Annotated in this window: 18 protein-coding genes; 5 read left to right on the top strand and 13 right to left on the bottom strand. The window is 63.0% G+C overall.

Annotated features, from left to right (window positions below):
* Nucleotides 1–140 precede the first annotated feature (140 nt).
* Entirely contained in the window at nucleotides 141–2,543 is a 2,403-nt protein-coding gene (locus IGS58_RS05305) for a TonB-dependent receptor plug domain-containing protein (RefSeq protein ID WP_230520813.1), read from the top strand.
* A 65-nt stretch (nucleotides 2,544–2,608) separates the two neighbouring features.
* On the opposite strand, the gene IGS58_RS05300 is transcribed toward IGS58_RS05305, so the two are convergent.
* A complete protein-coding gene (locus IGS58_RS05300) occupies nucleotides 2,609–3,244 on the bottom strand; it encodes a hypothetical protein (protein WP_230520812.1) in 636 nt (211 codons plus the stop codon).
* 129 nt (nucleotides 3,245–3,373) lie between these two features.
* Here IGS58_RS05300 and IGS58_RS05295 point away from each other — a divergent pair, with 129 nt between their 5' ends.
* Together IGS58_RS05295 and IGS58_RS05290 are read left to right on the top strand one after the other, a co-directional pair.
* The gene (locus IGS58_RS05295) at nucleotides 3,374–5,572 is read left to right on the top strand and encodes an OsmC domain/YcaO domain-containing protein (RefSeq protein ID WP_230520811.1); all 2,199 of its coding nucleotides are present in this window, start codon (nucleotides 3,374–3,376) and stop codon (nucleotides 5,570–5,572) included.
* Between the two features lie 78 nt (nucleotides 5,573–5,650).
* Nucleotides 5,651–6,250, top strand: a complete 600-nt coding sequence (locus tag IGS58_RS05290) for a 2-hydroxychromene-2-carboxylate isomerase (RefSeq protein WP_230520810.1) — start codon at nucleotides 5,651–5,653, stop codon at nucleotides 6,248–6,250.
* Here the strand turns inward: IGS58_RS05290 and coaD are convergent.
* The 5 genes from coaD to IGS58_RS05265 all read right to left on the bottom strand — a co-directional run bounded on the left by coaD (nucleotide 6,247) and on the right by IGS58_RS05265 (nucleotide 11,776).
* Nucleotides 6,247–7,401, bottom strand: coding sequence for a pantetheine-phosphate adenylyltransferase (coaD, locus tag IGS58_RS05285; RefSeq protein WP_230520809.1), 1,155 nt, complete (start codon nucleotides 7,399–7,401; stop codon nucleotides 6,247–6,249). The two genes, IGS58_RS05290 and coaD, sit on opposite strands and share 4 nt — an antisense overlap.
* 94 nt (nucleotides 7,402–7,495) lie before the next feature.
* Entirely contained in the window at nucleotides 7,496–8,830 is a 1,335-nt protein-coding gene (locus IGS58_RS05280; RefSeq protein ID WP_176390130.1) for an ATP-binding protein, read from the bottom strand.
* Nucleotides 8,831–8,832: 2 nt separating this feature from the next.
* Nucleotides 8,833–9,492 (bottom strand): response regulator, encoded by a 660-nt coding sequence (locus tag IGS58_RS05275; protein WP_034783312.1) that lies wholly within the window; start codon nucleotides 9,490–9,492, stop codon nucleotides 8,833–8,835.
* A 29-nt stretch (nucleotides 9,493–9,521) separates the two neighbouring features.
* On the bottom strand, nucleotides 9,522–11,036 hold the full coding sequence (locus tag IGS58_RS05270) for a Do family serine endopeptidase (RefSeq protein WP_070260399.1): 1,515 nt from the start codon (nucleotides 11,034–11,036) through the stop codon (nucleotides 9,522–9,524).
* 278 nt (nucleotides 11,037–11,314) lie between these two features.
* Entirely contained in the window at nucleotides 11,315–11,776 is a 462-nt protein-coding gene (locus tag IGS58_RS05265; protein WP_034783311.1) for an Hsp20 family protein, read from the bottom strand.
* A gap of 222 nt (nucleotides 11,777–11,998) precedes the next feature.
* Here IGS58_RS05265 and IGS58_RS05260 point away from each other — a divergent pair, with 222 nt between their 5' ends.
* Complete coding sequence (locus IGS58_RS05260; RefSeq protein ID WP_230520808.1) at nucleotides 11,999–12,349, top strand: hypothetical protein; 351 nt, start codon at nucleotides 11,999–12,001, stop codon at nucleotides 12,347–12,349.
* Nucleotides 12,350–12,423: 74 nt separating this feature from the next.
* Here the strand turns inward: IGS58_RS05260 and IGS58_RS05255 are convergent, their stop codons facing one another.
* From IGS58_RS05255 to imuA, 4 genes are all read right to left on the bottom strand, one after another.
* Entirely contained in the window at nucleotides 12,424–13,182 is a 759-nt protein-coding gene (locus IGS58_RS05255) for an alpha/beta hydrolase family protein (RefSeq protein WP_230520807.1), read from the bottom strand.
* A 70-nt stretch (nucleotides 13,183–13,252) separates the two neighbouring features.
* Nucleotides 13,253–13,957, bottom strand: a complete 705-nt coding sequence (locus IGS58_RS05250) for a glutathione S-transferase N-terminal domain-containing protein (protein ID WP_070260403.1) — start codon at nucleotides 13,955–13,957, stop codon at nucleotides 13,253–13,255.
* An 81-nt stretch (nucleotides 13,958–14,038) separates the two neighbouring features.
* On the bottom strand, nucleotides 14,039–15,526 hold the full coding sequence (locus IGS58_RS05245) for a Y-family DNA polymerase (protein WP_230520806.1): 1,488 nt from the start codon (nucleotides 15,524–15,526) through the stop codon (nucleotides 14,039–14,041).
* Nucleotides 15,456–16,166 (bottom strand): translesion DNA synthesis-associated protein ImuA, encoded by a 711-nt coding sequence (imuA, locus tag IGS58_RS05240; RefSeq protein WP_230520805.1) that lies wholly within the window; start codon nucleotides 16,164–16,166, stop codon nucleotides 15,456–15,458. Before imuA ends, IGS58_RS05245 begins: the two co-directional genes overlap by 71 nt.
* A 206-nt stretch (nucleotides 16,167–16,372) precedes the next feature.
* Here imuA and IGS58_RS05235 point away from each other — a divergent pair, with 206 nt between their 5' ends.
* Nucleotides 16,373–17,638: a putative Na+/H+ antiporter gene (locus IGS58_RS05235; RefSeq protein WP_070260408.1), complete on the top strand. Its 1,266-nt coding sequence runs from the start codon at nucleotides 16,373–16,375 to the stop codon at nucleotides 17,636–17,638.
* Between the two features lie 52 nt (nucleotides 17,639–17,690).
* On the opposite strand, the gene IGS58_RS05230 is transcribed toward IGS58_RS05235, so the two are convergent.
* The 3 genes from IGS58_RS05230 to IGS58_RS05220 all read right to left on the bottom strand — a co-directional run bounded on the left by IGS58_RS05230 (nucleotide 17,691) and on the right by IGS58_RS05220 (nucleotide 22,514).
* A complete protein-coding gene (locus IGS58_RS05230; protein WP_230520804.1) occupies nucleotides 17,691–19,724 on the bottom strand; it encodes a GNAT family N-acetyltransferase in 2,034 nt (677 codons plus the stop codon).
* A gap of 83 nt (nucleotides 19,725–19,807) precedes the next feature.
* Entirely contained in the window at nucleotides 19,808–21,022 is a 1,215-nt protein-coding gene (locus IGS58_RS05225) for an MFS transporter (protein WP_070260412.1), read from the bottom strand.
* Nucleotides 21,023–21,314: 292 nt separating this feature from the next.
* The gene (locus IGS58_RS05220) at nucleotides 21,315–22,514 is read right to left on the bottom strand and encodes an extracellular catalytic domain type 1 short-chain-length polyhydroxyalkanoate depolymerase (RefSeq protein WP_230520803.1); all 1,200 of its coding nucleotides are present in this window, start codon (nucleotides 22,512–22,514) and stop codon (nucleotides 21,315–21,317) included.
* Nucleotides 22,515–22,735 lie beyond the last annotated feature (221 nt).

The raw sequence follows: 22,735 nt of genomic DNA, 5'->3' as shown, positions 1-22,735 counted from the left end.
GAGGCCAAAAGATAATCAACCAGGAAACAACAGTTACAGAAAATTTGTAATAACAAAACAAAGTATCGCTGGTGAATGCTGAAATGATGGCACTAGAATCAAGTCACGAATCTTGCTCATCAGCCACTTGGAGATACTGCGTGCCGACCCTCACCACCTTGCGTAAAGCAGTCCTCATCAGCCTGTACGGCAGCGCCGCCCTGGCCGCCTTCAGCCCTGCCGCCATGGCCCAGAACACGGAAGCGGCCGCCACAGAAGGCCCCGTGCAAACGGTCAGCGTGGTCGGTTCGCGCCGGGTCGCCAGTTCCGCTACCGATACGATGGTGCCGGTCGATATCATTCCGATTTCCAAGGTGGCCGAGCAAGGCGGCCAGTTTGACCTGGCGCAATCGCTGCAATACATCTCACCCTCGTTCAACTCCACACGCCAGACAGGCGCCGATGGGGCCGACCTGATCGATTCGGCCGCCCTGCGCGGCCTCGGCTCGGACCAGACCCTCGTGCTGGTGAATGGCAAGCGGCGCCACACGACGGCCCTCGTCAACCTGTTCGGTGCGCGCAACCGCGGCAACACGGGTACGGACATGAATGCGATTCCTTTGCTGGCGATCAAAAACGTGCAAGTGCTGCGCGACGGCGCCGCCGCCCAGTACGGCTCGGACGCCATTGCCGGCGTGATCGACATCGAACTCAAGAAAAGCCTGGGCTGCGAAGCCGTGGCCGGCTACAGCCAGTATTCCGAAGGCGACGGCAAGAATTACATGACCTCGGCCTATTGCGGCATCGCCCTGGGTGACAAGGGCACCCTGGCCATCACGGGCGAATACCTGGACCGGGGCCGCTCGAACCGCGCCGATGCCGACAGCATGCGCATCATCGGCGACACCAAGTCCAGGAACAAGACGCTGTACCTGAATGGCGACTACGCCACCAGCAGCACAGGCAAACTGTACTTCACGGCCGGCGCGCAGACGCGCGACGCCTCCAGCGCCGCATTCGGCCGGGGCGGCATCGGCAGCGACGATATTCCGTCGCGCAATTCCGCCGCCATGTATCCGGACGGTTTCGTGCCTTTCATTAACGGCAAGATCGACGACCAGTACGCCACCATCGGCCACCGCAGCCAGATCGGCGAATGGCATGCTGACTTTTCGCAAACCTATGGCTACAACAAGATGCGCTACGACATCAGCAACACGCTGAACGCATCGATCGCCAATCTCGACCTGATGAATGGCGGCAAGGGCGTCAGCGCCAGCAGCTATGACGCAGGCGGCTTTTCGTTCCAGCAGCTGACCAGCAACGCCGACTTCAGCCGCTATTACGACACGGTGATGCGCGGCATGAACGTGGCCTTCGGCGCCGAATACCGCAGCGAGGAATACAAGATCATGGCCGGCGAACCGGGCTCCTACAGCGACGCCGACGGCGTGGGCGTGGGCGGCAATGCGGGCAGCCAGGGCTTTCCCGGCTTCCAGCCTGGCGACGCCACCAAGGCCAGGCGCCACAGCATCGCCGCGTATGGCGACGTGGAACTGGACTGGTCGGAACGCCTGAAAACCCAGGCCGCCCTGCGCTATGAGAAATTCAGCGACTTCGGCTCCACCGTGACGGGCAAGCTGGCCGCCAGCTACAAGCTGGCGCCGAACGTGCTGCTGCGCGGTTCGGCCAGCACGGGTTTCCGCGCGCCATCGTTGCAGCAAGTGTATTTCTCGTCCACCTTCACCGACTTCATCGGCGGCGTGCCTACCGACGTGGTGCTGGCGCCGAACGGCGGCGCCGTCGCCAACGCGGCCGGCATTCCCAAGTTGAAAGAGGAAAAATCCACCAGCTTCACGTTTGGCACCACCTGGACGCCGACGCAAGCCATTTCCGTGACGGCTGACTTGTACAACATCAAGATCAAGGACCGCATCGTGCTGTCGGGCCGCTTCAATGCCGACAACTATCCGGACCTGGCCGCCCGCCTGGCCCTGTTGGGCGTGGGCGAGGCGCAATTCTTCGTCAACTCCATCGACACGCGCACGCGGGGGCTGGACCTGACGGCCTCGCACAAGGGCGAGCTGGCCGGTAACCGCCTGAACACCTTCCTGGCCTTGAATTTGAGCAAAACGGAAGTGACGAAAGTCAAGACGCCCGCCTCGCTGACGGGCTTCGAGGATGTCCTGCTGTCCGAACGCGAACGCCTGTTCATCGAACAGGGCGGCCCGCGCGCGAAAGCCACCTTGGGCTTCGACTACATCACGGGCAAGCTGGAATCCGACCTGCGCATCATCTACTTTGGTCCGCAAACCCTGGGCACCTTCAGCGGCACGGCCGAAGGCGTACCGAATGCCCGCTACAAGGCCAAGACGTCCGCCGACCTGAGCTTTACCTACAGCATCAGCAAGAACACCAAGCTGACCTTTGGCGGCAACAACATCTTCAACGTCAAGCCCACCACGCAGAACGCGGACGAAACGGATAACGGCTTCAAATACGACAGCGTGCAGTTCGGCCTGAACGGCGCTTCGTACTTCGGGCGGCTGTGGGTGAAGTTCTGATCACCGTGTCCGCATAAAGACAGCGGCTGCGCCAGCTTGGGCAGCCGCTGTTTTGTATGTCGGCATCAATACCCGCATGTCCAACCTGGATTGTCGCTGGACTTGAAATGATTAAAGAGCGACTCGTAACGCCAGCCGTCCTGGGCCACGACACTGCAATCGGTGGCGTGTACGCAGTCATGGAGCAACTTGACTGGATCAGCAATGACTGGAACAGCTAAGGTATCCAATATCCGTTTCTTGGCAGCAGGAAATTCAGCGTACTCCTCCAGGTAGTCCTGCTCGCTGAACCGCGCGGTCCGTCGCATCTCTTGCAGCTTGCCACTATCGGAAAATTTGAGCAGGTCACGCCAGTAGGGCAGTGCCAGCATCATGGCAATCAGTTCAGTGAGATTGGCAGCGATACAGCCAGCCTGTCCCTCGGATGTGACATGGAGGATAGGGCATCGTTCGATCTCGCCGTCGCCGTACGCAAGAAAAACGCCACCGCCGCTTTCACCGGCCAGTACCATGAAAGCCTTTTCTGGCAGCAGCTTGATCCAGGAGCTGTCCCGCGCAGCACGGCCAAGGTCAAAATCGAACTGCGATGCGAGCTCGTCCATCAAAGCTTGCGTTTTTTGTATATCAGCAAGAAGAATCATGGTAGAGAGATAACTTTCAGTGCGGTAGGTGAAAAACCATGAACTATCAGCCTGCTTCATAGGGGAACATGCCTCTTCGACCTGGCCCCGGCGGCTCCCCGCCAGCCCGGCCGCCGCGAACAATCTTTGCCCTGCGGCGGAAAGCACGGATAATAGCGGCTAACTTACTTATGCACATATTGGATTACCATGGAAATTAAAGTCAACTTTCTCGACAAGCTGCGTCTCGAAGCCAAGTTCGACGATTTTACGGTCATCGCCGACCAGCCCATCCGCTACAAAGGCGATGGCTCGGCGCCAGGCCCGTTCGATTACTTTTTGGCATCATCGGCACTCTGCGCGGCCTACTTCGTGAAGTTGTATTGCGATACGCGCAATATTTCCACGGAAAATATCCGTTTGTCGCAAAACAATATTGTCGATCCAGAAAACCGTTACCAGCAGATTTTCAAGATCCAGGTCGAGTTGCCGGCCGATATCTCGGCCAAGGACCGCCAGGGCATCCTGCGCTCGATCGACCGTTGCACGGTAAAAAAAGTGGTGCAAACGGGCCCCGAGTTCGTGATTGAAGAGGTCGCAAATCTGGATGCCGATGCACAATCCTTGCTGATGCTCAATCCGGCCGGCGAAGCCCGCACCTATATCGTCGGCAAGGACTTGCCGCTGGAACAGACCATCGCGAATATGTCGGGCCTCCTGGCGGGCCTGGGCATCAAGATTGAAATCGCCTCGTGGCGCAACATCATCCCTAACGTGTGGTCGCTGCATATCCGCGATGCGCATTCGCCCATGTGTTTCACCAACGGCAAGGGCGCGACCAAGGAAAGCGCGCTGGCGTCGGCCCTGGGCGAGTATATCGAGCGCCTGAGCAACAACCATTTCTACGCGGGATCGTTCTGGGGTAACGACATCGCCAACGCGGATTTTGTCCATTACCCGAACGAGCGCTGGTTCAAGCCGGGCCGCAAGGATGCGCTGCCGAAGGAGATTCTCGACGCCTATTGCCGCGACATCTACGATGCCGATGGCGAGCTGCGAGGCTCGCACCTGATCGACACCAACTCCGGCAATGCCGAGCGCGGCATCTGCTCGCTGCCGTATGTGCGCCAGTCCGACGGCGAGGTCGTGTATTTCCCGTCCAACCTGATCGAAAACCTGTACGTCAGCAATGGCATGAGCGCCGGCAATACCCTCGTCGAAGCGCAGGTGCAATGTCTGTCGGAAATTTTTGAGCGGGCCGTCAAGCGCGAAATCCTCGAAGGCGAGATCGCCCTGCCCGACGTGCCGCAGGAAGTGCTGGCGAAGTATCCCGGCATCCTGGCCGGCATCGTCGGCCTGGAAGAGCAGGGTTTCCCCGTGCTGGTCAAAGATGCGTCGCTGGGCGGCGTGTACCCGGTGATGTGCGTCACCCTGATGAACCCGCGCACGGGCGGCGTGTTTGCCTCGTTCGGCGCGCACCCGAGCCTGGAAGTGGCGCTCGAGCGCAGCCTGACGGAATTGCTGCAGGGCCGCAGTTTTGAAGGCTTGAACGACTTGCCGCAACCGACGTTTGCCAGCGAAGCCGTCACCGAGCCGAATAACTTCGTCGAGCACTTCATCGATTCCAGCGGCATCGTTTCGTGGCGCTTCTTCAGCGCCAAGGCCGATTATGATTTTGTCGAGTGGGATTTTTCCGGCCACGGCGAGAACTCGAATGCCGAGGAAGCGGCGACCCTGTTCGGCATCCTCGCCGGCATGGGCAAGGAAGTGTACACGGCCGAGTATGACCAGCTGGGCGCCAAGGCCTGCCGCATCCTCGTGCCCGGTTATTCCGAGGTATATCCGGTCGAGGATTTGATCTGGGACAACACCAACAAGGCGCTGCTGTTCCGCGCCGACATCCTGAACCTGCATGGCCTGGACGATGCCAGCCTGGAAGACTTGCTTGACCGTCTGGAAAACAGCGAGCTCGACGAGTACGGCGACATCGCCACCCTGATCGGCATCGAGTTTGACGAAAATACTGTCTGGGGCCAGCTGACGACCCTGGAATTGAAGCTGCTGATTCATCTCGTCCTGCAGCAATTCGAGGAAGCGAAGGAGCTGGTGGAAACCTTCCTGCAGTACAACGACAACACGCTCGAGCGCAAACTGTTCTATCAAGCCTTGAACGTGGTGCTGGAAGTGGAACTCGATGACGAGCTGGAGCTGGACGATTACGTCGTCAATTTCCGCCGCATGTTTGGCGACGCCCGCATGGATGCGGTGCTGGGCTCGGTGGACGGCAGCGTGCGCTTCTTCGGCCTGACCCCGACCAGCATGCAACTGGAAGGCCTCGACCGGCACCAGCGCCTGATCGACAGCTTCAAGAAATTGCACGCGGCGCGCGCCAAGGCGGCGGCGCGCTAGGACGACAAGCGGGGGCCGGCGCGGCAGTCGCGCCCCGGCGCAGGAATCAACCCTGCGCGACCGCATGGAAAAGAGACCATGGCCACACTGGAATTCTGGTTCGATTTCGGCAGCAACTACAGTTACCTGAGCGCCATGCGCATCGACGCGCTGGCGCGTGAAAAGCAGGTGCAGGTCATCTGGAAACCCTTCCTGCTGGGCGTCGTCTTCAATGCGCTGGGCTGGCAGACATCGCCCTTCATCTTGCAAAAGCTCAAGGGCGATTACACGTGGCGCGACATGGCGCGCCAGTGCGAGAAATACGCATTGCCATGGCAGCAACCGAGTTCCTTCCCCCGCACGGCCCTGCTGCCCATGCGCGTGGCGCTGATCGGCGCGGACCAGGGCTGGATTGCGCCCTTTGCGCGCCGCATGATGACGATGAATTTCGCCGAAGACCGCGACATCGACCACATCGAAGCCGTCAGCGAAGCCCTGGAGGGGCTGGGCCTCGATGTGCGCACCGTTCTGGCGCTGGCTGTGACACCGGACAACAAGCTGCGGCTGCGCCGCCAGACCGAGCAGGCACAAGCGCTGAACCTGTTCGGCGCCCCCAGCTTCGTCAGCGCTGGGGAATTATTCTGGGGCAATGATCGGCTCGAGGATGCACTGCTGCATGCGGTAGCCAGCCGCCGTTAAACCCCACTCCCCGCCAGCGCCGCAATCTCCTTCTGCATGTTTTCAATGGCCCGCTCGTTGTACTGGTCGGCAAAGTACGCATCGCCAAACAGCTGGCCCGCCTGCGCCTTGCCGCACAAATGCTGCAGGGCCAGGCCCCGCTGCTCGTTGAAGCGCACCGGGTCCACGTGCGCGTATTCGCGGACGATGGCTTGCGTATAGGCCTGGTACACCTCGTCATCCTGGCCCAGGATGGCCAGGTCGGCGCTGAGCATGGCGTCTTTCAGCGGATGGCTGATGCCGGGGCCCTGGAAATGGTCCGTAACGCGTATCAATTGCGCCACATCGAGGTTGTCGCCCGCATCGAGGCCGCTCGCCAGCCACAGCTGGGCGCTCGCCTCTTCGCTCGAATACAGGGCATCGTCGTCGTGGCTGTAAACGGCGTCGTGGAACCAGAACGCCTTCTTGACCAGCGCGCTGTCGCGCTTGGGCGCAAAAGTATTGTCGGCCCACACGCGGATCTCGGACAGGCCGTGCACCAGGTGGTCGAGGTTGTGATAGTGGCGGTCCGCGCCGCCATACGCCTGCGGCCCCGTCAGGTACGCGAACCAGTGGTCCGCCAGCGCGATGTCCGCTTGCGAGGCGGTGGCGTAGTTCCACAGCGCTTCCCACTCCTTGCGCAGGCAGTCGAGTATCCACGCCTGGTAGGCCGGGCCGGGGACGAATTTCTTCATGGTCCAGTTCCAGCCGACGGGACCTTCCAGCGCCTTGACGAAGCTGGAACTGACGGAGCCGAGGTCGCGCGGCGGCATGACGAAAATCGTCTTGGCGCCCTGCAGCACGTCCACATTGGTTTGCTGGATCAGGTTTTCATAGTCGAAATCGGCCGTCGTGCGGATGCCGCGGATCAGGTAGTCGCAGCCATGCTTTTTTGCCGCGCGCGCCGTGTAGTCGCCCTTGACGATGACCACCTGCACATTGTCCCAGCCGCACTCGCGCGCGCTCTGCTCGATGATGCGCTTGCGGTCTTCGGCGGGAAATTGGGGGCGTTTGGCAGGGTTTTGCGACAGGAACACGATCACCTCGTCGGCGAGCGAACGCGCTTCGCCGATCACCCACATGTGGCCGTTGGTGATGGGGTCGAGGGTTCCTGAAAAGCCGATCTTCTGCATGCTGCGCTCCATTTGCTTGAATGCTTATTGCGCAGACAATATATGCCAGCGGCGCGCGCGTCAATGCAACATGCCAAAGATCATGATCAAAACGTTATTTTTTCACGGCTTGCGGGAATTCCACGCGCACGCACAGGCCGCCCAGGCGCTCGGACTTGTCCAGCACCAGGCGCGCGCCGTGGCGCTCGGCGATGGCCTTGATGATGGCCAGCCCCAGGCCGCTGCCGTTGGCATCCGTGCCGGGCACGCGGTAGAAGCGGCTGAAGACGCGCTCGCGCTCTTCGGGCGGGATGCCGGGGCCGTTGTCTTCCACGGACAAGGTCACGCCGACGGGGCTGGCGCGCAGGTCGATGTCGACCGTGCCGCCCTGCGGCGTGTACTTGATGGCGTTGTCGACCAGGTTGCGCAGCATGATGTTGAGCGCATCGGCCTGGCCCGCCACCTTGGCCGCATCCATGTGATGCAGGCCCAGGTCGATCTTGCGCGCCTGCGCGATGCCGGCCATGTCGCCCAGCGCGCGCTTGACGACATCGTTCAAGTCCACAGCCTGCAGCTGGTCGCCGCTGGCGGCGCTCGCTTCCTGGCGCGCCAGCACCAGCAACTGCTCGACCAGGCGCGTTGCCCGCTCGATGCCGGCGCTCACGCGGGAAATGGCCAGACTGCGCTTTTCTTCCGATTCGGCCCGCTCCAGGCTCAATACCTGCAGTTTCAAGGCCGCCAGCGGCGTGCGCAATTCATGCGCGGCGTCGGCAACGAAATGCTGCTGCGCGTCGAACGCCGTCTTCACGCGACCGAACAGCAAATTCAGTTCATGCACCAGGGGCCGTACTTCGTCGGGCAAGCCCGCTTCCGAGACGGGCGACAGATCGTCCGCCTGGCGCGCCGCCACCTGCTTGCGCACGCGCGAGACGGGTGCCAGCGAGCCGCTGACAACCCACCAGACGACCAGCATCAATATCGGCGCCATCAACGCGATGGGCCCCACCGTGCGCAGCGCCAGGCTGCCGGCCATGCGCTTGCGCACGGCCATGTCCTGGGCAATCTGCACGGTCTGGGAACTGGTTTGCACGGAGAAGATGCGGTAGGTCGTGCCGTTGGCCTTCACATTCGAAAAGCCCAGCACGGCGCGCTGCGGCAGTTCCGCGCGCGTGATCGAGCGGAACACCTGCACGCCGTCCGGCGTCCATACCTGCACCACCATGTCGTTGTTGACGGGGTCGGCCGGCAAGGCTTGCGCATGGTTGGCCAGCGGCGCGCCGGAGCGCAGCGACAGGGCCATCTGCTGCATGTGATAGTCAAAAATCTGGTCGGCGTCGTACAGGGCGCTGCGGTAGGCGATCGACGCCTGCGCCAGGGCCGCCATGATGATGGCCGCCAGCAAAAACCACAGCAGGCGACCGCGCAGCGAGTGCGTCACCGTGACCTTCATCCTCATGCCTTGGGCACCATGTAACCGAGGCCGCGCACGTTCTGGATCAGATCGCTGCCCAGCTTCTTGCGCAAGCCGTGGATATACACTTCCACGGCATTGCTGTTGACTTCATCCTTCCAGCTGTACAGCTTTTCTTCCAGCTGCGCGCGCGACAGCACGATGCCGGGACGCGCGATCAGCGCTTCCAGCACGGCCCATTCGCGCGCCGACAGGTTGACGGGATGGCCCTCGGCGATCACTTCGCGCGTCAGCGGATTGATACTCACACCCTGGTGCTCGAAGATCGGTTCCGGCCGGCCCGAGGCGCGCCGCAGCAGGGCGCGTATGCGCGCCAGCAATTCGTCGAGGTCATACGGCTTGAGCACGTAATCGTCGGCGCCCGCGTCGAGGCCGGCGATGCGCTGCTCGATGGCGTCGCGCGCCGTGGCGACCAGCACCGGCGTGTCGAGCTTGCGCAAACGCATCGAGCGCAGCACATCGAGGCCATCCTTGCGGGGCAGGCCCAGGTCCAGCAGCACCAGGTCGTAGGTTTGCGTCTGCAGGGCCGTATCGGCCATGTCGCCATCCTTGACCCAGTCCACCGCGTAATGCTCGGCGCGCAGCAGATCGAGCACCACCTCGCCGATCATCGTATCGTCTTCTACCAGCAATAAGCGCATGGCTTGCCTCTCTCTAGTTACTCTTGTTTTCAGCCCAAACGCACGGGAATGAAGATCTTGTCCGGTCCCCGCTGGATCAGCAAGGCCACCGACTTGGCGGATTTTTCCACCACGTCGCGCACCTGCTCGACCGTGTTGACGGGACGGCCATTCACCGACAATAGCACGTCGCCCGGCTGCACTCCGGCATTCGCGGCGGCGCCGCCCGCGTCTTCCACCAGCAGGCCGGCACTGATGCCCGCCTCGCGTTTTTCATCCGATTGTAACGGACGCAGGGCCAGGCCCAGCTTTACCTTGCCGGCGGCGCTGTCGCTCTTCGCCACTTCGGCCACCTTGTCGGCCGCATTGCCCAGGGTCGCCGTCAGGCTGACGATCTTGCCGTCACGCCAGACATCCATGCTGATCTTGTCACCTGGCAAAGAGGTGCCCACGAGCGCCGGCAAGTCGGCCGAACCGATGATGCGCTGGCCATTCACCTTGCGCACCACGTCGCCCGATTTCAGGCCCGCCTTGTCGGCCGGGCTGCCCCGCTCCACGTTGGCCACCAGGGCGCCTTCCGGCGTGGCCAGCTTGAACGAGTCGGCAAAGCCCTGGTTGACTTCCTGCACCGTCACGCCCAGCTTGGCATGACTGGCCTTGCCGGTGGCGACGATCTGGTCCTTGATGCGGCCCGCCAGGTCGATGGGGATGGCGAACGACAGGCCCTGGAAGCCGCCCGTCTGGCTGTATATCTGCGAATTGATGCCGACCACTTCGCCGCGCGTATTGAACAGCGGGCCGCCCGAGTTGCCTGGATTCACCGCCACGTCCGTCTGGATGAACGGCACATTGCTATCGTCCGGCAAGGAACGGCCCTTGGCGCTGACCACGCCGGCCGTCACCGTGCTGTCGAAGCCGTATGGCGAACCGATGGCCAGCACCCACTCGCCCACCTTCAAGTCGCTGGAATGGCCGAGCGGCACGATGGGGAGGTTGTTGGCGTCGATCTTCAGCACGGCGATATCGGTCTTCGGATCCGTGCCGAGCACCTTGGCGCGGAATTCGCGGCGGTCGTTCAGCTTGACGGTCACTTCGCGCGCATCGCGCACCACGTGGGCATTCGTCATGATGATGCCGTCCGGACTGACGATGAAGCCGGAACCGAGGCCATGCGTGGGCACGTCGCGGCCACCGCGCTGCCCGCCTTGCGGACCCTGGAAGCGGCGGAAGAACTCGAAGAAGGGGTCGTTGCCGAAATCGTCGTTGCCGGCCTGGGCCGAGGGGTCGTATGCTACCTTGGTGCTGCCCGTAACACTGATATTGACGACGGCCGGGCTGTTGCGCGCGGCGATCTGGCTAAAGTCGGGCAAGGCCACCAGCGGCGCGGCGGCGGCGGGCGCCACGGCGGCAGCCACGGGAGCGGCAGGTACGCCAGCGGCGGCATTCGCGCCAGCATTATTCTGATGCACCACCATGGCGCCACCGGCGCCCAGCACACCGATCGCGGCCAGCGCGGCTACGGTGCGTTTGATTTTCAGGGATGCGATATTCGTTTGCTGTTCCATGAATTGCTCCTCATTCAATGAGATTTTGATGTATGCAATATTGGGCCACGAGTCTTAGGCGGTGCTTAACATTTTTCTATTTGGAAACAGGCATTTGCGCCTTTAAGCATGGTTTAATCTTGCGTGGCATGGGCAACCAATGGAAGCCCTCAATGCGGCCCGAACGGACTCCAGACGTGACACTGGCCGGATCAACCGGCCAGTATTTTACTGCATGGGGAAGCGCTGTTCCCTCCCGCCGATGCCAGCGCGTGGCGCCGGGATCAGCTCAGATCACATCAGGCTGCCTGACGCTGTTCCAAAGTGCTGACGGTGGCGCCAGTGGTGGTGCCGATCTCGATCTTGCGCGGTTTCAGCGCTTCCGGTACTTCACGCACCAGGTCGATGGTCAGCATGCCGTTTTCAAACGTGGCGCCCGTGACCTTCACATGGTTGGCCAGCTGGAAGCGCTGTTCGAAATCGCGGGCAGCGATGCCGCGGTGCAAGAACGTGCGCTCGACGCCATCTTTCTGCTTGCGGCCCGTGACGTGCAGGGAATCGCGTTCGGTGATGATGTCGATCTCTTCACGCGAGAAGCCGGCCAATGCCATCACGATGCGGTACTTATCTTCCGACACCAGTTCGATGTTGTACGGCGGATAGCTCGGTTGCGCATCGGCGCGCTGTTCGTTGAGGAGCTGTGCCAGGCGGTCAAAGCCAATGGCGGAACGGTACAGGGGAGCAAGGTCAAAAGTACGCATGATAAATATCCTTTTCAAATGAAGCGATAAGAGGGGCGGACCTCTCCATGAGCATCCGCTTGTTACCGATATACGGCCTCTCCAGCCCCTTTCAAGGCCTTGAAATTGGCGAAAAGCGCCCCAGACGCCGCCAAATTTGTAAGAAATTTTTACATGGCCAGCCCAAGAGGATTTTGCATGGCGTCCCCCATGCGGCACCGGCTTTTGGTGTATGCTGGCGGCATGAACAATGACACCGACATCCAGCTCAGCGGCCCCTTCAAGGCCACCGACGGCTCCGGCCGTGCCCACGACATCAAGGCCATCCGCATCTTCGACGAAGGTTACGGCATCATCGACGTCTACGTCGATTTCGCCGCCCCGCTCGAAGCGGGCGCCTATAAGGACAAGACCCTGGTCGGCCACATCCTGGCGCGCCTGCGCAGCCTCGGCTACGTAGGCCCCGACTTCGGCCATGGCGACCTGGGCTTGCAAGACAAGAAACTGATCGTTCTGGAAGCGCCCGAGGAATTTTCGGCCTTTGCCGTAAGCAAAGGCTGGACGGATCTTTCGGCGGAGTTTGACGAAGACTGATCCTCTTTCTCCCCATCTGCGCCGTACCCGCGACTTGCCGGTACGGCGTTTTTCATGGGCGACCGCTTGCTTACTTAGCTGATATAGCGCGCGCTCCAGGCAGCGATGACGTTGGCAACGTAGGCCGCGTCATCGCGCCCCGTCAACAGATGGTCGGCATCGTCGAGCGAAACGAAACTTTTCGGGTGCTTGGCGGCCGTGAAGATGTCCATCGCGTTCGACAGGCTCACCGTCGTGTCGTTCGGCGCGTGCATCACCAGCAGGGCGCGGCGCAGGCCGGTGATGTGGGTCTTGAGGCTGTGGCTGCCCGCGTCGTCGACGAATTGCTGGCGGATGCGGAAAGGCCGCCCTTCCAGCTGCACCAGCGCTTCGCCTTCGGCGGCGATTTGCTCCAGGTGGTCGCTGAACATGCGCGTCACGTAGGCGGGCGTGCTGGGTGCGGCCAGGGTGGCGATGGCGGTCGCTTCCGGCACTTGCGCGGCAGCGGCCAGCACGGCCGCGCCGCCCAGGCTATGGCCGATCAGCAATTGCGGCGCGGCGTGTTTTGCCCGCAGAAAATCCGCGGCGGCGACCAGGTCGTCGACGTTCGACGAGAAATTGGTGGCGGCAAACTCGCCCTCGCTGGCGCCCAGTCCCGTGAAGTCGAAGCGCAGCACGGCGATGCCGTGTTCCGTGAGACCTTGCGCGATGCGCCGCGCGGCCAGCACGTCCTTGCCGCAAGTAAAACAGTGGGCGAACAGCGCATACGCGCGGATGGCGCCGTCGGGCGCATCGAGGCGCGCCGCCAGCACATGGCCGTGCGCGCCAGGAAAATCTTGCCGGGTGGATTTCATTGTCTCAGATCAAAGCTGCCGCGCAGGGCGGCCGATGGCGCATTGTAGCGCCGCCCGGCCACTTCCTGCTTTAATCCCGCTTGGGAATATTGACTCCTTTGGCAACGGCTGGCCTGGCCAGAAACGCGTCCAGCGCGCGCTGCACATGCGGGAAATTGCCAAAGCCGACGAGGTCGCCCGCACCATAGAAACCCACCAGGCAGCGCACCCACGGGAAGATGGCGATGTCGGCAATCGTGTACTGGCTACCCATGATCCAGTCGCGGCCCTGCAGGCGCTGCTCGAGCACGCCCAGCAGGCGCTTGGCCTCGCCGATATAGCGTTCCAGCGGCCGCTTGTCCTCGTAATCCTTGCCGGCGAATTTATGGAAGAAGCCCACCTGGCCAAACATGGGGCCGATACCGCCCATCTGGAACATCAGCCACTGTATCGTTTCATAGCGCAGGCCTGCGTCCTGGGGGATGAACTTGCCCGTCTTTTCGGCCAGGTACAGCAGGATGGCGCCCGACTCGAACAGAGCCAGCGGCTTGCCATCGGGACCGTCCGGGTCGAGGATGGCGGGAATCTTGTTGTTCGGATTGAGGGACAGGAAGGCGGGCGACAGCTGGTCATTCTGCTCGAAGCTGACCAGGTGCGGCTCGTACGCCAGGCCCAGTTCTTCCAGCAGGATCGAAACCTTGATGCCGTTCGGCGTGGGCAGCGAGTACAGCTGCAGGCGCTCGGGATGCCGGGCAGGCCATTTTTGGGTGATGGGGAAGTCGGAAAGCTGTGTCATGGATATCCTTCATTTCAATTAAAGATGCGGCGCCGGGCAGCCAGTATAGCCAAGCATGGCAGTTTCAGCAGGACAGCGCATTCAGCCAAACAAGCCATGCAAAAACCAGCGCGGCGCGGCATCTTCTCCGCTGCCGGCGATGCGTTCACGGTAGACCCAGTAGTGGGCATGGTCGAGGCCTTCGGCGATGAAGTAATCGCGCGCCTGCGACTGGCCCCACCAGCCCGCTTCGATGCGCTCGGCGACAGAGACCATTTTCAGGGGCGAGCCATAGAATGGCCGGTGCTCGCGCATCAAGAGCGCGATGGGCTGGGCCAGCAGCCAGCCGGGACGGGGCATGCCGGGCAAGCCGGGCGGCAAGTCCGGCACCGCGTTTCTGCCGCCGGCCTTGGCAGGCAGCGGCAGCCACTGGTTGGCCGCCTCGGGACGGTAATCGGCGCGCGGCGCGGCCTGCAAGACATTGTCCGTGCCCAGGCGCGCCACCAGCAATTCCATCAAGCGCTGGCGCTCTTGCGGCGTGCCGCCCGGTTCGGGAAACAGGGTGTCGCTGGGCGGCGCCATCGGCTGCACCTGCAGCGCTTCCAGGGTGAGGCCGATCACGGGCGCGTCCAGCGCCAGCTGCGCCAGGCGTTCCTTGAGCAGGCGCACCAGGTGCTTGTCGCGCCAGACGGCCTCGCCCAGCGCCAGGTCGATGACGGTGGGCGCACGCGCCACCCGGCCCCGCTCGTGCGCCAGCAACAATTGGATGCGCTCGACGGCAAATTGCCGCGCGCACAGCCAGCCCGTCATTTGCTGCAGCAGCCGGCGCGCGCCGAACAGCAGCGCGTCGGCGTGCTCCACGCGGTCGAACAGTTCCAGGCTGGCGCGGAACGTGGGCGGCGCTTCGAGCCACAGGTACAGTTCCGTGCCGTGGCCATGCGCATCGTCAAGCATGTCGAGCAAGGCCCCGCCGCAGCGGCGCTGCAAGCCGGGCCGGGGCAAGTGGCGCAGCTGCCCCAGGGTGCGGCAGCCGATGCCGTCCAGCCATTCCAGGTAGGGGCGCGCCGGCGGCAGCAAGGCGCACGGCAGGCGGTCGAGGCGGCGCACCAGGCTGGCCATGCTCAATGTCCGGCCCCGGCGCGTCCCGGCGCGCGCCAGCAGCCAGGCGCCGCGCGCCGTGGGGGCGCAGGACAGCTGGGCCGTGTAGCCGAGCGCGCGCAAGCTGGCCGCGATTTGCCGGCACAGGGCGCGCACGCCGCCGAACAGGCGCAGGCTGGCGCCCGCATCGACGAGCAGGGTCGCTTCCTCGCCCTGCGCCACCAGCGGCGAATATTGCAGCAGCGCCAGCGCTACCGCTTGCAGGGCTTGCGCTTCCAGTTCCTGGGAGCGTTCGTGCAGGCGCGCCTGCGGCGCCAGCATCAGCGCGCCGGCGCGGCGCATGCCCGGCCGGATGCCGGCTGCCCGCGCCAGCGGCGACACGGCCATCACTTGCTCCTGCTCCAGCACCACGCCGAGGCTGTCAACCGACCAGCGCGGGCAAAACACTTCGAGCGGGAGCCGGGGCAGGCACAGGCCGATCCAGAGTCGCATGGCGTAGCAGTAATGAAGGAGGTTGCAGGGGCAGGAACAGGGGCGCGTCGCGCTGCGGTCCCCGGCGCTTGATGAAGCCGATCTCGATGCCGCCGGCGGCCGGACGCACGGACAGGCGCAGCGGCGCCGGCGATGCATCCTGCGCGCCGTGCAGCGGGCGCAGCATGCAAAACAGGGTGTTGCCGGACTGCGCGGCCAGGTGCAGCCGGCGCAGGCTGTCGGCGCGCACGTGCGGCTGCCAGAACAGCAAGGCGCCGCAACTACCGCTGCGCAAGATGTTTTCCGCCGCCCACAGGGCATCCTTGCTGCTGGCGCTCTTGAGCCACAGCAGCTGCGACGGCGCCAGCCCCTGCGCGGCCAGGGCCAGCGCCTGCGGCGGATGGGGCGGCTGCAGCAGCACGATGGGCAAGCCCGGCAGCTGCGCCAGCGCGGGCGCCAGCAGCCGCAATTCGCCGCTGCCCGGCTGCTGCACCAGCAGATCGATGAGGCTGCCGCTGGGCCAGCCGCCGCCGGGCAGTTGCGCGGACAGGGCGGCAAAGCCCGTATCCAGGCAGCGCGTGGCGCCCTGCCCCAGCTGCGATGCGCGCCACAGGGACGGGTGCAAGGCTTCCGGCGAGGCCATCAATTGGTAATGTTGCATAATTGTATATAAATATAAATACTGTATGCATATACAGTACTATCCAGCCCCGCATTTGGCAAGGCTTATCTGCGCCGCAGCTCCCCGGGGGACGTCCCGCCACGTCCGAAAAACACCGTTTTTCACATCGATTGCTGTACCATAAGCACTCTCCTTACCGTCTGGCAACGTACCAGTCGGCCTCCTCCGTCCATAAGGAAACGCATTTGACCACCATCCAAATCATCAGCGCCATCGTCTTCGGGCTTGCGCTCATCCACACCTTTGCCGCCAAGTCGTTTGAAACCTTGTCGCGGCGCCACCCCCGCCATGCGGGCCTGCTGCACTTGCTGGGCGAAGTGGAAGTCGTGTTCGGCTTCTGGGCCTTCATCTTGATCATCATCATGGCCTTTGTCTCGGGCGGCGATGCTGCCATCGAGTATGCCGAGTCGCGCCATTACACGGAGCCGCTGTTCGTCTTTGTCGTCATGGTCGTGGCTGCCTCGCGCCCCGTGCTCGACGCCGTGCAGCGCCTGTTGAAAGGCGTGGCGCGCGTGATGCCGCTGCGCACGGAACTGGCCCTCGTCTGGCTGGGCCTGGCGCTTGTGCCCCTGACGGGTTCGTTGATCACGGAACCGGCCGCCATGACCCTGGCCGCGCTGATGCTGGCACCGCAAATCTTCCGCCCGGGCATCCCTGAATGGCTGAAATACGGCGCGCTGGGCGTGCTGTTCGTCAACGTTTCCATCGGCGGCACGCTCACCTCGTACGCGGCGCCGCCCGTGCTGATGGTGGCCACCACGTGGAACTGGGATAGCGCCTACATGGCTAGCCATTTCGGCTGGAAGGCGGCCATCGCCGTCCTCGTCAACGCCACCGGCGTGAGCATTTTGCTGCGCAAATACCTGCACAGCAACACCTCCGACATCAAGCCGAAGGCCGGTGAAGTCGAAGCGCCAAAAGTGCCGCTGGCCGTCAGCCTGGTGCACATGATCGTGCTGGCCGGCGTCGTCGCCCTGGCGCACCATCCCGTGCTGTTCATCGGCCTGTTCCTGTTCTTCCTCGGCTTCGTGCAGGCGTATGAGCGCTATCAAAGCCCGCTGATCCTGAAAGAGGGTTTATTGGTCGGCTTCTTCCTCGGCGGCCTGGTGGTACTGGGCGGCATGCAGCAATGGTGGCTGCAGCCCATCGTTTCCAGCCTGAAACCGCTGGCCCTGTTCTTCGGCGCCCTGGGCTTGACAGCCATTACCGACAATGCGGCCCTCACTTACCTCGGTTCGCTGATCGTCGGCATGACGGACGAAGCGAAATACATGCTGATGGCCGGCGCCGTGGCCGGCGGCGGCCTGACCGTCATCGCCAATGCGCCGAACCCGGCCGGCGTGGCCCTGCTGCGCCGCGGCTTCAAGGATGAATCGATCGGCGCCGTCGGTTTGCTGGCCGGCGCCCTGCTGCCGACGGCCGTGGCGGGCCTGGCCTTCCTGGCCCTGTAAGCCTCATCACGGGGCGGCTGCCGGCCGCCCCTGCTCTCCCTCAGTTCCCCCCTCAGTTACCCTCATACACGAGGAAATGCAGCCGGTCATAGAACAGGCTGTAGGCATAGTCGAACGTGCCCACGCTGCGAAAACCCTTGTGCAGATACACTTGCAGCGCTTCGCTTTTTTCCCATACCGTCAAGGTGATGCGCGCACAGCCCTTGCGGCTGGCCAGGTCGCGGATTTCATGGAACATCTGCCGGAACAGGCCCTGCCCCCGGTATTTCTCGTCGATGGCCAGGCTGCTGACGAAACAGTCGTCGGTGCGCGCATGCGCGAGCACGAATGCGTCATACGCATCGTCGAGCGCCTTCATGTCGTCCCGGTAATACGAGACGGCGCCGCAGGCCTGGAACTCGGCCATCGTGGCGGCCGTGAAGAAGCCGATGAAACGCCCGTCTTCGTCATGCAGGCCGTGGATGTGCTGCAGATACGGGTCGATATTCTGCCGCCGCTGCAATTCGACGAACTGCAGATTGAGTTTATTACCGAACGAGCAGTATTCGAGATAGCTGGTGGCAAACAGCAGTTTCGCCATGCGGTTCTTCGTCTCATCGCCCAGCAGTTCACCCGGCACCAGCTTGAGCGGCGCATGCGACAGCAGACCCGCCTGCGTCTCGTCGCCGGACGGGACGGCATCGCTGGCGACCGGCATGCGGCTGCCGTGGCGGCCCACGGTCGGGCGCCAGAAATCGCCAGCGGCAATATGCCGCGAACGGTGGGCCAGCAGGTAGCGGCAAAAGACGCCATTCACGCGATCGAGCTGCGGGTCGTCCGACAGCACCGAGTAATAGTGAAAATGGTCGATGTCCGCCCGCAGCTGGGCCGCATACGCCATGCGCGGCACTTCCTCGATATCGAACACATCGACGATGTCGGGCAGGCTCAAAGGATCGTCAAGCTGCCAGCCGATTTCGTCGAGCCTGGCGACGCAGCGCGCATACGCGCGCCGTTCCTCGTCACTGAGGGGAATGTGCACGTCGGTAATGATATCGTCCAGCAAGCGCATGCCCCGGATGCCGCCCGCCACCGCTTCCCGCGCACCGTCATACAGCACGCAATAGCGCTGGTAGAACTCGGCATGGCTGAGCAGGGTCACGCCCAGGTTTCTCTTCCATTCGGCATAGAACTGGCCAAACAGCTGCGCCTCGAATTGCGGGCAGGAACGAGGAATCCGCGCATCGATACCCGCATAGGCGATGTTCACATTGCGCTGGATCACACGCAGCGCGGCATCGTTCTTCTTGGCGATCAGCATGCCCGTTTCATCGAGAAACAGATTCATCCAGCTGACATGCTGGCGCTCTTCGCTGTCGCCATCCTTGCGCTGGAAATAATCGGGCACTTCCGGCTTCATCAGGAAAATCGTCGCCGGATTGTGCGGGATCGTATCGACATCCATATACATGCCGCCGTATTCGCACATGATGAGGATGCGGAAATAATCGGATAAGGTGGCGAAGTAGCGCTGCATATGCAGGGTATCGAGTACGCCGAAGCGGGCCGGCGCGAAATCCAGCGCCAGCGCGCGCAGCGAATTGATATGCAGGGTCGTGCCGCCGATGGCGTAGCGGCCTATCGTGTAGCGCCCGGCGCCGCCCGTGGGGCTGAAGCGCTCGTCATTGCGCAGCTGCTGCGCATCCCACACCCACAGGATGGAGACGTACGGCGCGCCGCCGTTGTGCCGCACCGCTTCCAGCGCCGCGCCCCACTGCTGGATCGCTTCGGCTGCGATGGCCGGCAACGGTCCGCCCATCCAGATGCGGTGCAGGTAGCGCTCATCGTCGCCGAGCGCGCGCGTGGGAATGCAGCTCAGCGACGAGCAGCTTGCTGCATTGAAATGGTTGAAGTTCAGGGCGACGAAGCTGCGCAGGGCCGCGATGCCCGCCTGGTGCTCCACGGCCAGTTGTTCCAGGTCGCTGCCGGCCGGCCGGACATCGGCCAGGGTGATGTAATCGAGTTTCAGCCGGTTGATGCGGAACTCGTATTCCAGGTTGAAAATCTTTGCTTGATCGTGTTTCGAGGCCAGGTCATCTATTTTCATGGGCGCACCATTTTCCGCAGGAGAGTGTCAATAAACTTCGCAGGAGGTAAAACAAGGTCGACAACATGCGCATCGCTGCGCCATCAGTGCCGGGCGAGCAGCACCTCGCTTTCCCGGCGCCCCGCCATGCCCCGCGTAAATAGCAGCAGGCAGGCGGCGATGACCACGATGACGGGGATATTGAGCAGCGCATACGTTTCCAGCGCATAGCCGAAACGCTGGCACAGCACGTTATAGAGCTGCAGCCAGGCGGACAGATAAATGCAGTACAACAAGCTCATGGCAGCCGTCGTCAAGGTCACCGATTCCTTGCTGGCCGTAATCGCGCTGCGTATCAGGGCGCCATTGAACAGACCGAAGCCGATGGAATAGACAAACATGCAGGCGGCGAACACGTCGACGTGATGGCGGCCCGCGCCGGCGCCCAGCATGCCGGCGGCCGCGACCAGCCCGCCCAGGCGCAGCAGATGCACGAGGGGGAAATCCTGGCGCAGGCGCTGGATGGCGATGCTGCTGAGGACAAAGCCCGACAAAATCACGCATTGCAGGGCGATATACGTGGCGTAGGAGGCGCCCATTTCCTGCAGCACGAAGATGGGCGAAAAGCCGATCCAGGCCGTCAGGGGCACGGTGGCCAGCCCGGCCGTAAACATGCCGAACATGAAGCGCTTGTTGCTGAAAATGGCCGCGTAGCTGCGCACGATGGCGGCAAGGTCCAGGCGCGTGACCCTGGGGGCCGCGCGCGGCATGGTCTTGAACAGGCCCAGCAAGGACAGCAGCGCCAGCAGGCCGGAGAGGAAAAAGACGTAGCGCCAGTCCAGCCGGCTGATGATGGCGCTGCCGAGGATGGGGCCGGCCAGGGGCGCGAGGATGGTGGTGCTCGACAGGATGCTGCTCAGCTTGACGGCAGCCATGTCATCGAACAGTTCATGGATCATGGCATAGCCGACGAAGATGAAGCAGCAGCCCATGCCCTGGATGAAACGCGCGGCGAGAAATTGCTCGATCGACGCGGCAAATGGCACGGCCAAGGTGGCCAGCAGGAACAAGGCATTACCCGTGAGCACCAGCTTGCGCTTGCCGATGCAGTCGGCCAATGGCCCCAGGAAAATCTGCAGGGAACTGCCGCCCAGCAGATACAGGCTCAGGGACAGGGGGACGAACTTTTTCTCCGCCTGGAACTCCTCGACGATGCCCAGCATCGCCGGCATGATCATGTCATTGGACAGATAAATATTCAGTTCAAAGACGAGAAAAAACGCAAAAAACCACAGCAACTGCTTGGACTTGATGGACATGGCGCGTTCCGTAACGTGGGTGGCTGCCGTCAGTGCGTGCCCGCCGTCGGGGCATGGGACGGTGGACACGGTTTCACACTGAAAACGTGTACCAATTGTATACCAGTTCGTATTTTTAACGCCGATTTTTGTGTTTTTTAAATACCGCAGCAATACCACTTACAATAACTCCGTGGCATTACAGCATGTAGCGCCTGCCCTGAAAAGGGCGCGGCCAGCATGCCGGCGCGCTGGCGCGGGCATGCCCGGAAGGGAAGATCGATGCGTACCAGTGGGCGCGCGGCGCGGCCGCTTACCGGCGGCGGTGGCTGGCGAAGAAATCGAGCAGCATCTTGCTGGCGTCGGGCTTGGCCTTGTCGTTGAACGGCAGGCTGGCGTCGCCGCCGCTCCACGCATGCTCGAGGTGCTCGACCTGCGCCACGCGCAGCAGCACCTCCTTGCCCACCTGATAATCGTGCAGCGCATACGCATGGGCCGGATTGCGTCCGCCCGCCGCGCCGCCAGGCAGACGCTGCGCCGTCACCACGGTATCAAACGGCAAGCGGTTCACGCGCACGCTCTGGCGGACCAGCTGCGTCTGGTTGATGGGCCGCACCACCTTGTCGGCCAGTCCTTGCAGCAGGATGGTGGGCAGGCCGGGAAACGCGGGCTGGCGCGCCAGCACTTCATCGATGGCCGCGTCGGCACGGGCGGCAGCGCCATGCTGCATCACGCCCAGCGCGCCGATCAGGTTATGCCCGGCGCCAAACACGGGCCCGGAATGCAGGCCCAGCGCGGCGAACAGATGGGGATGGTTCAAGGCCACGATATGCGCCATGCCGGCGCCGGCGGAAATGCCGCAGATATAGATGCGCGCGCGGTCGATCGCATAGCGGGCCGCCACCTGCTCGATGGCGCCGACGATCAGGCGCACGTCGCCGCCGCCCTCCTGCGTCAGCTTGTCGTACCACTTCCAGCAGCGGCGCGCATGCGAGCGCAGCGATTGCTGCGGATACAGCACGGCATAACCCTTGCGTTCGGCCAGGCGGTTCATGCGCGTGCCTTCGGCAAACTGCGTGGCGCTCTGCTCGCAGCCGTGCAGCATCACCAGCAGCGGCCGGCCACGGCTGCGCATGGCGGCGCTCGGCGCCTTCTCGGGCAGGTACAGGAAATAGGGCAGGCGCCGGCCCGGCAACTGTCCCAGTTCCGGCAATGGCGCATAGTGGGCGGCCAGCCACTTGCCTGGCGGAGGCGGCGTTCGCTTGCGCACGCGCGGGGGCGACAGGGGCGTGGCAAAGGGCGCCAGCGAGGGCACGGCGTCGCTGGCGGGCCTGGCGCGCGGCGTCGGCCTGGTCTTGGCCACGGGTTTGCTGCGGGGCTTAGGTTTAGATTTAGGCGTGGGCTTGGCCGGCACGGGCCCGAACAGCACCTTGGCCAGCTTGGTCGCCGTGCGCTGCTGCGCCTTACCGGCGCGCAATAACCCGCGCAGCCATTTGGTGGCGGGCTTTACCATGGCAAGCGGCGCCCATGTCGTGGTGGAGCGTACCGCAAGTTCATCCCACTGCATCGTTGCATCGTCAGCATGTGCGGCCTCCTCTTTAGAACGCATAGAGTACCGCAATTGGCTGACCACACCGTACGCTTGCACACCGATAAAAGTGCCGCTGGCACCATTGAGGCAGATCAAGCGCGACTTGGTGCACATGCGTAATCTGGGTGTTCGATCAGCACTTC

Source organism: Janthinobacterium sp. EB271-G4-7A, assembly GCF_020858075.1.
GTDB lineage: Bacteria > Pseudomonadota > Gammaproteobacteria > Burkholderiales > Burkholderiaceae_D > Janthinobacterium > Janthinobacterium lividum.
The sequence above is the reverse complement of the archived record's forward strand: the minus strand, read 5'-3'. Positions and strand labels throughout refer to the sequence as shown.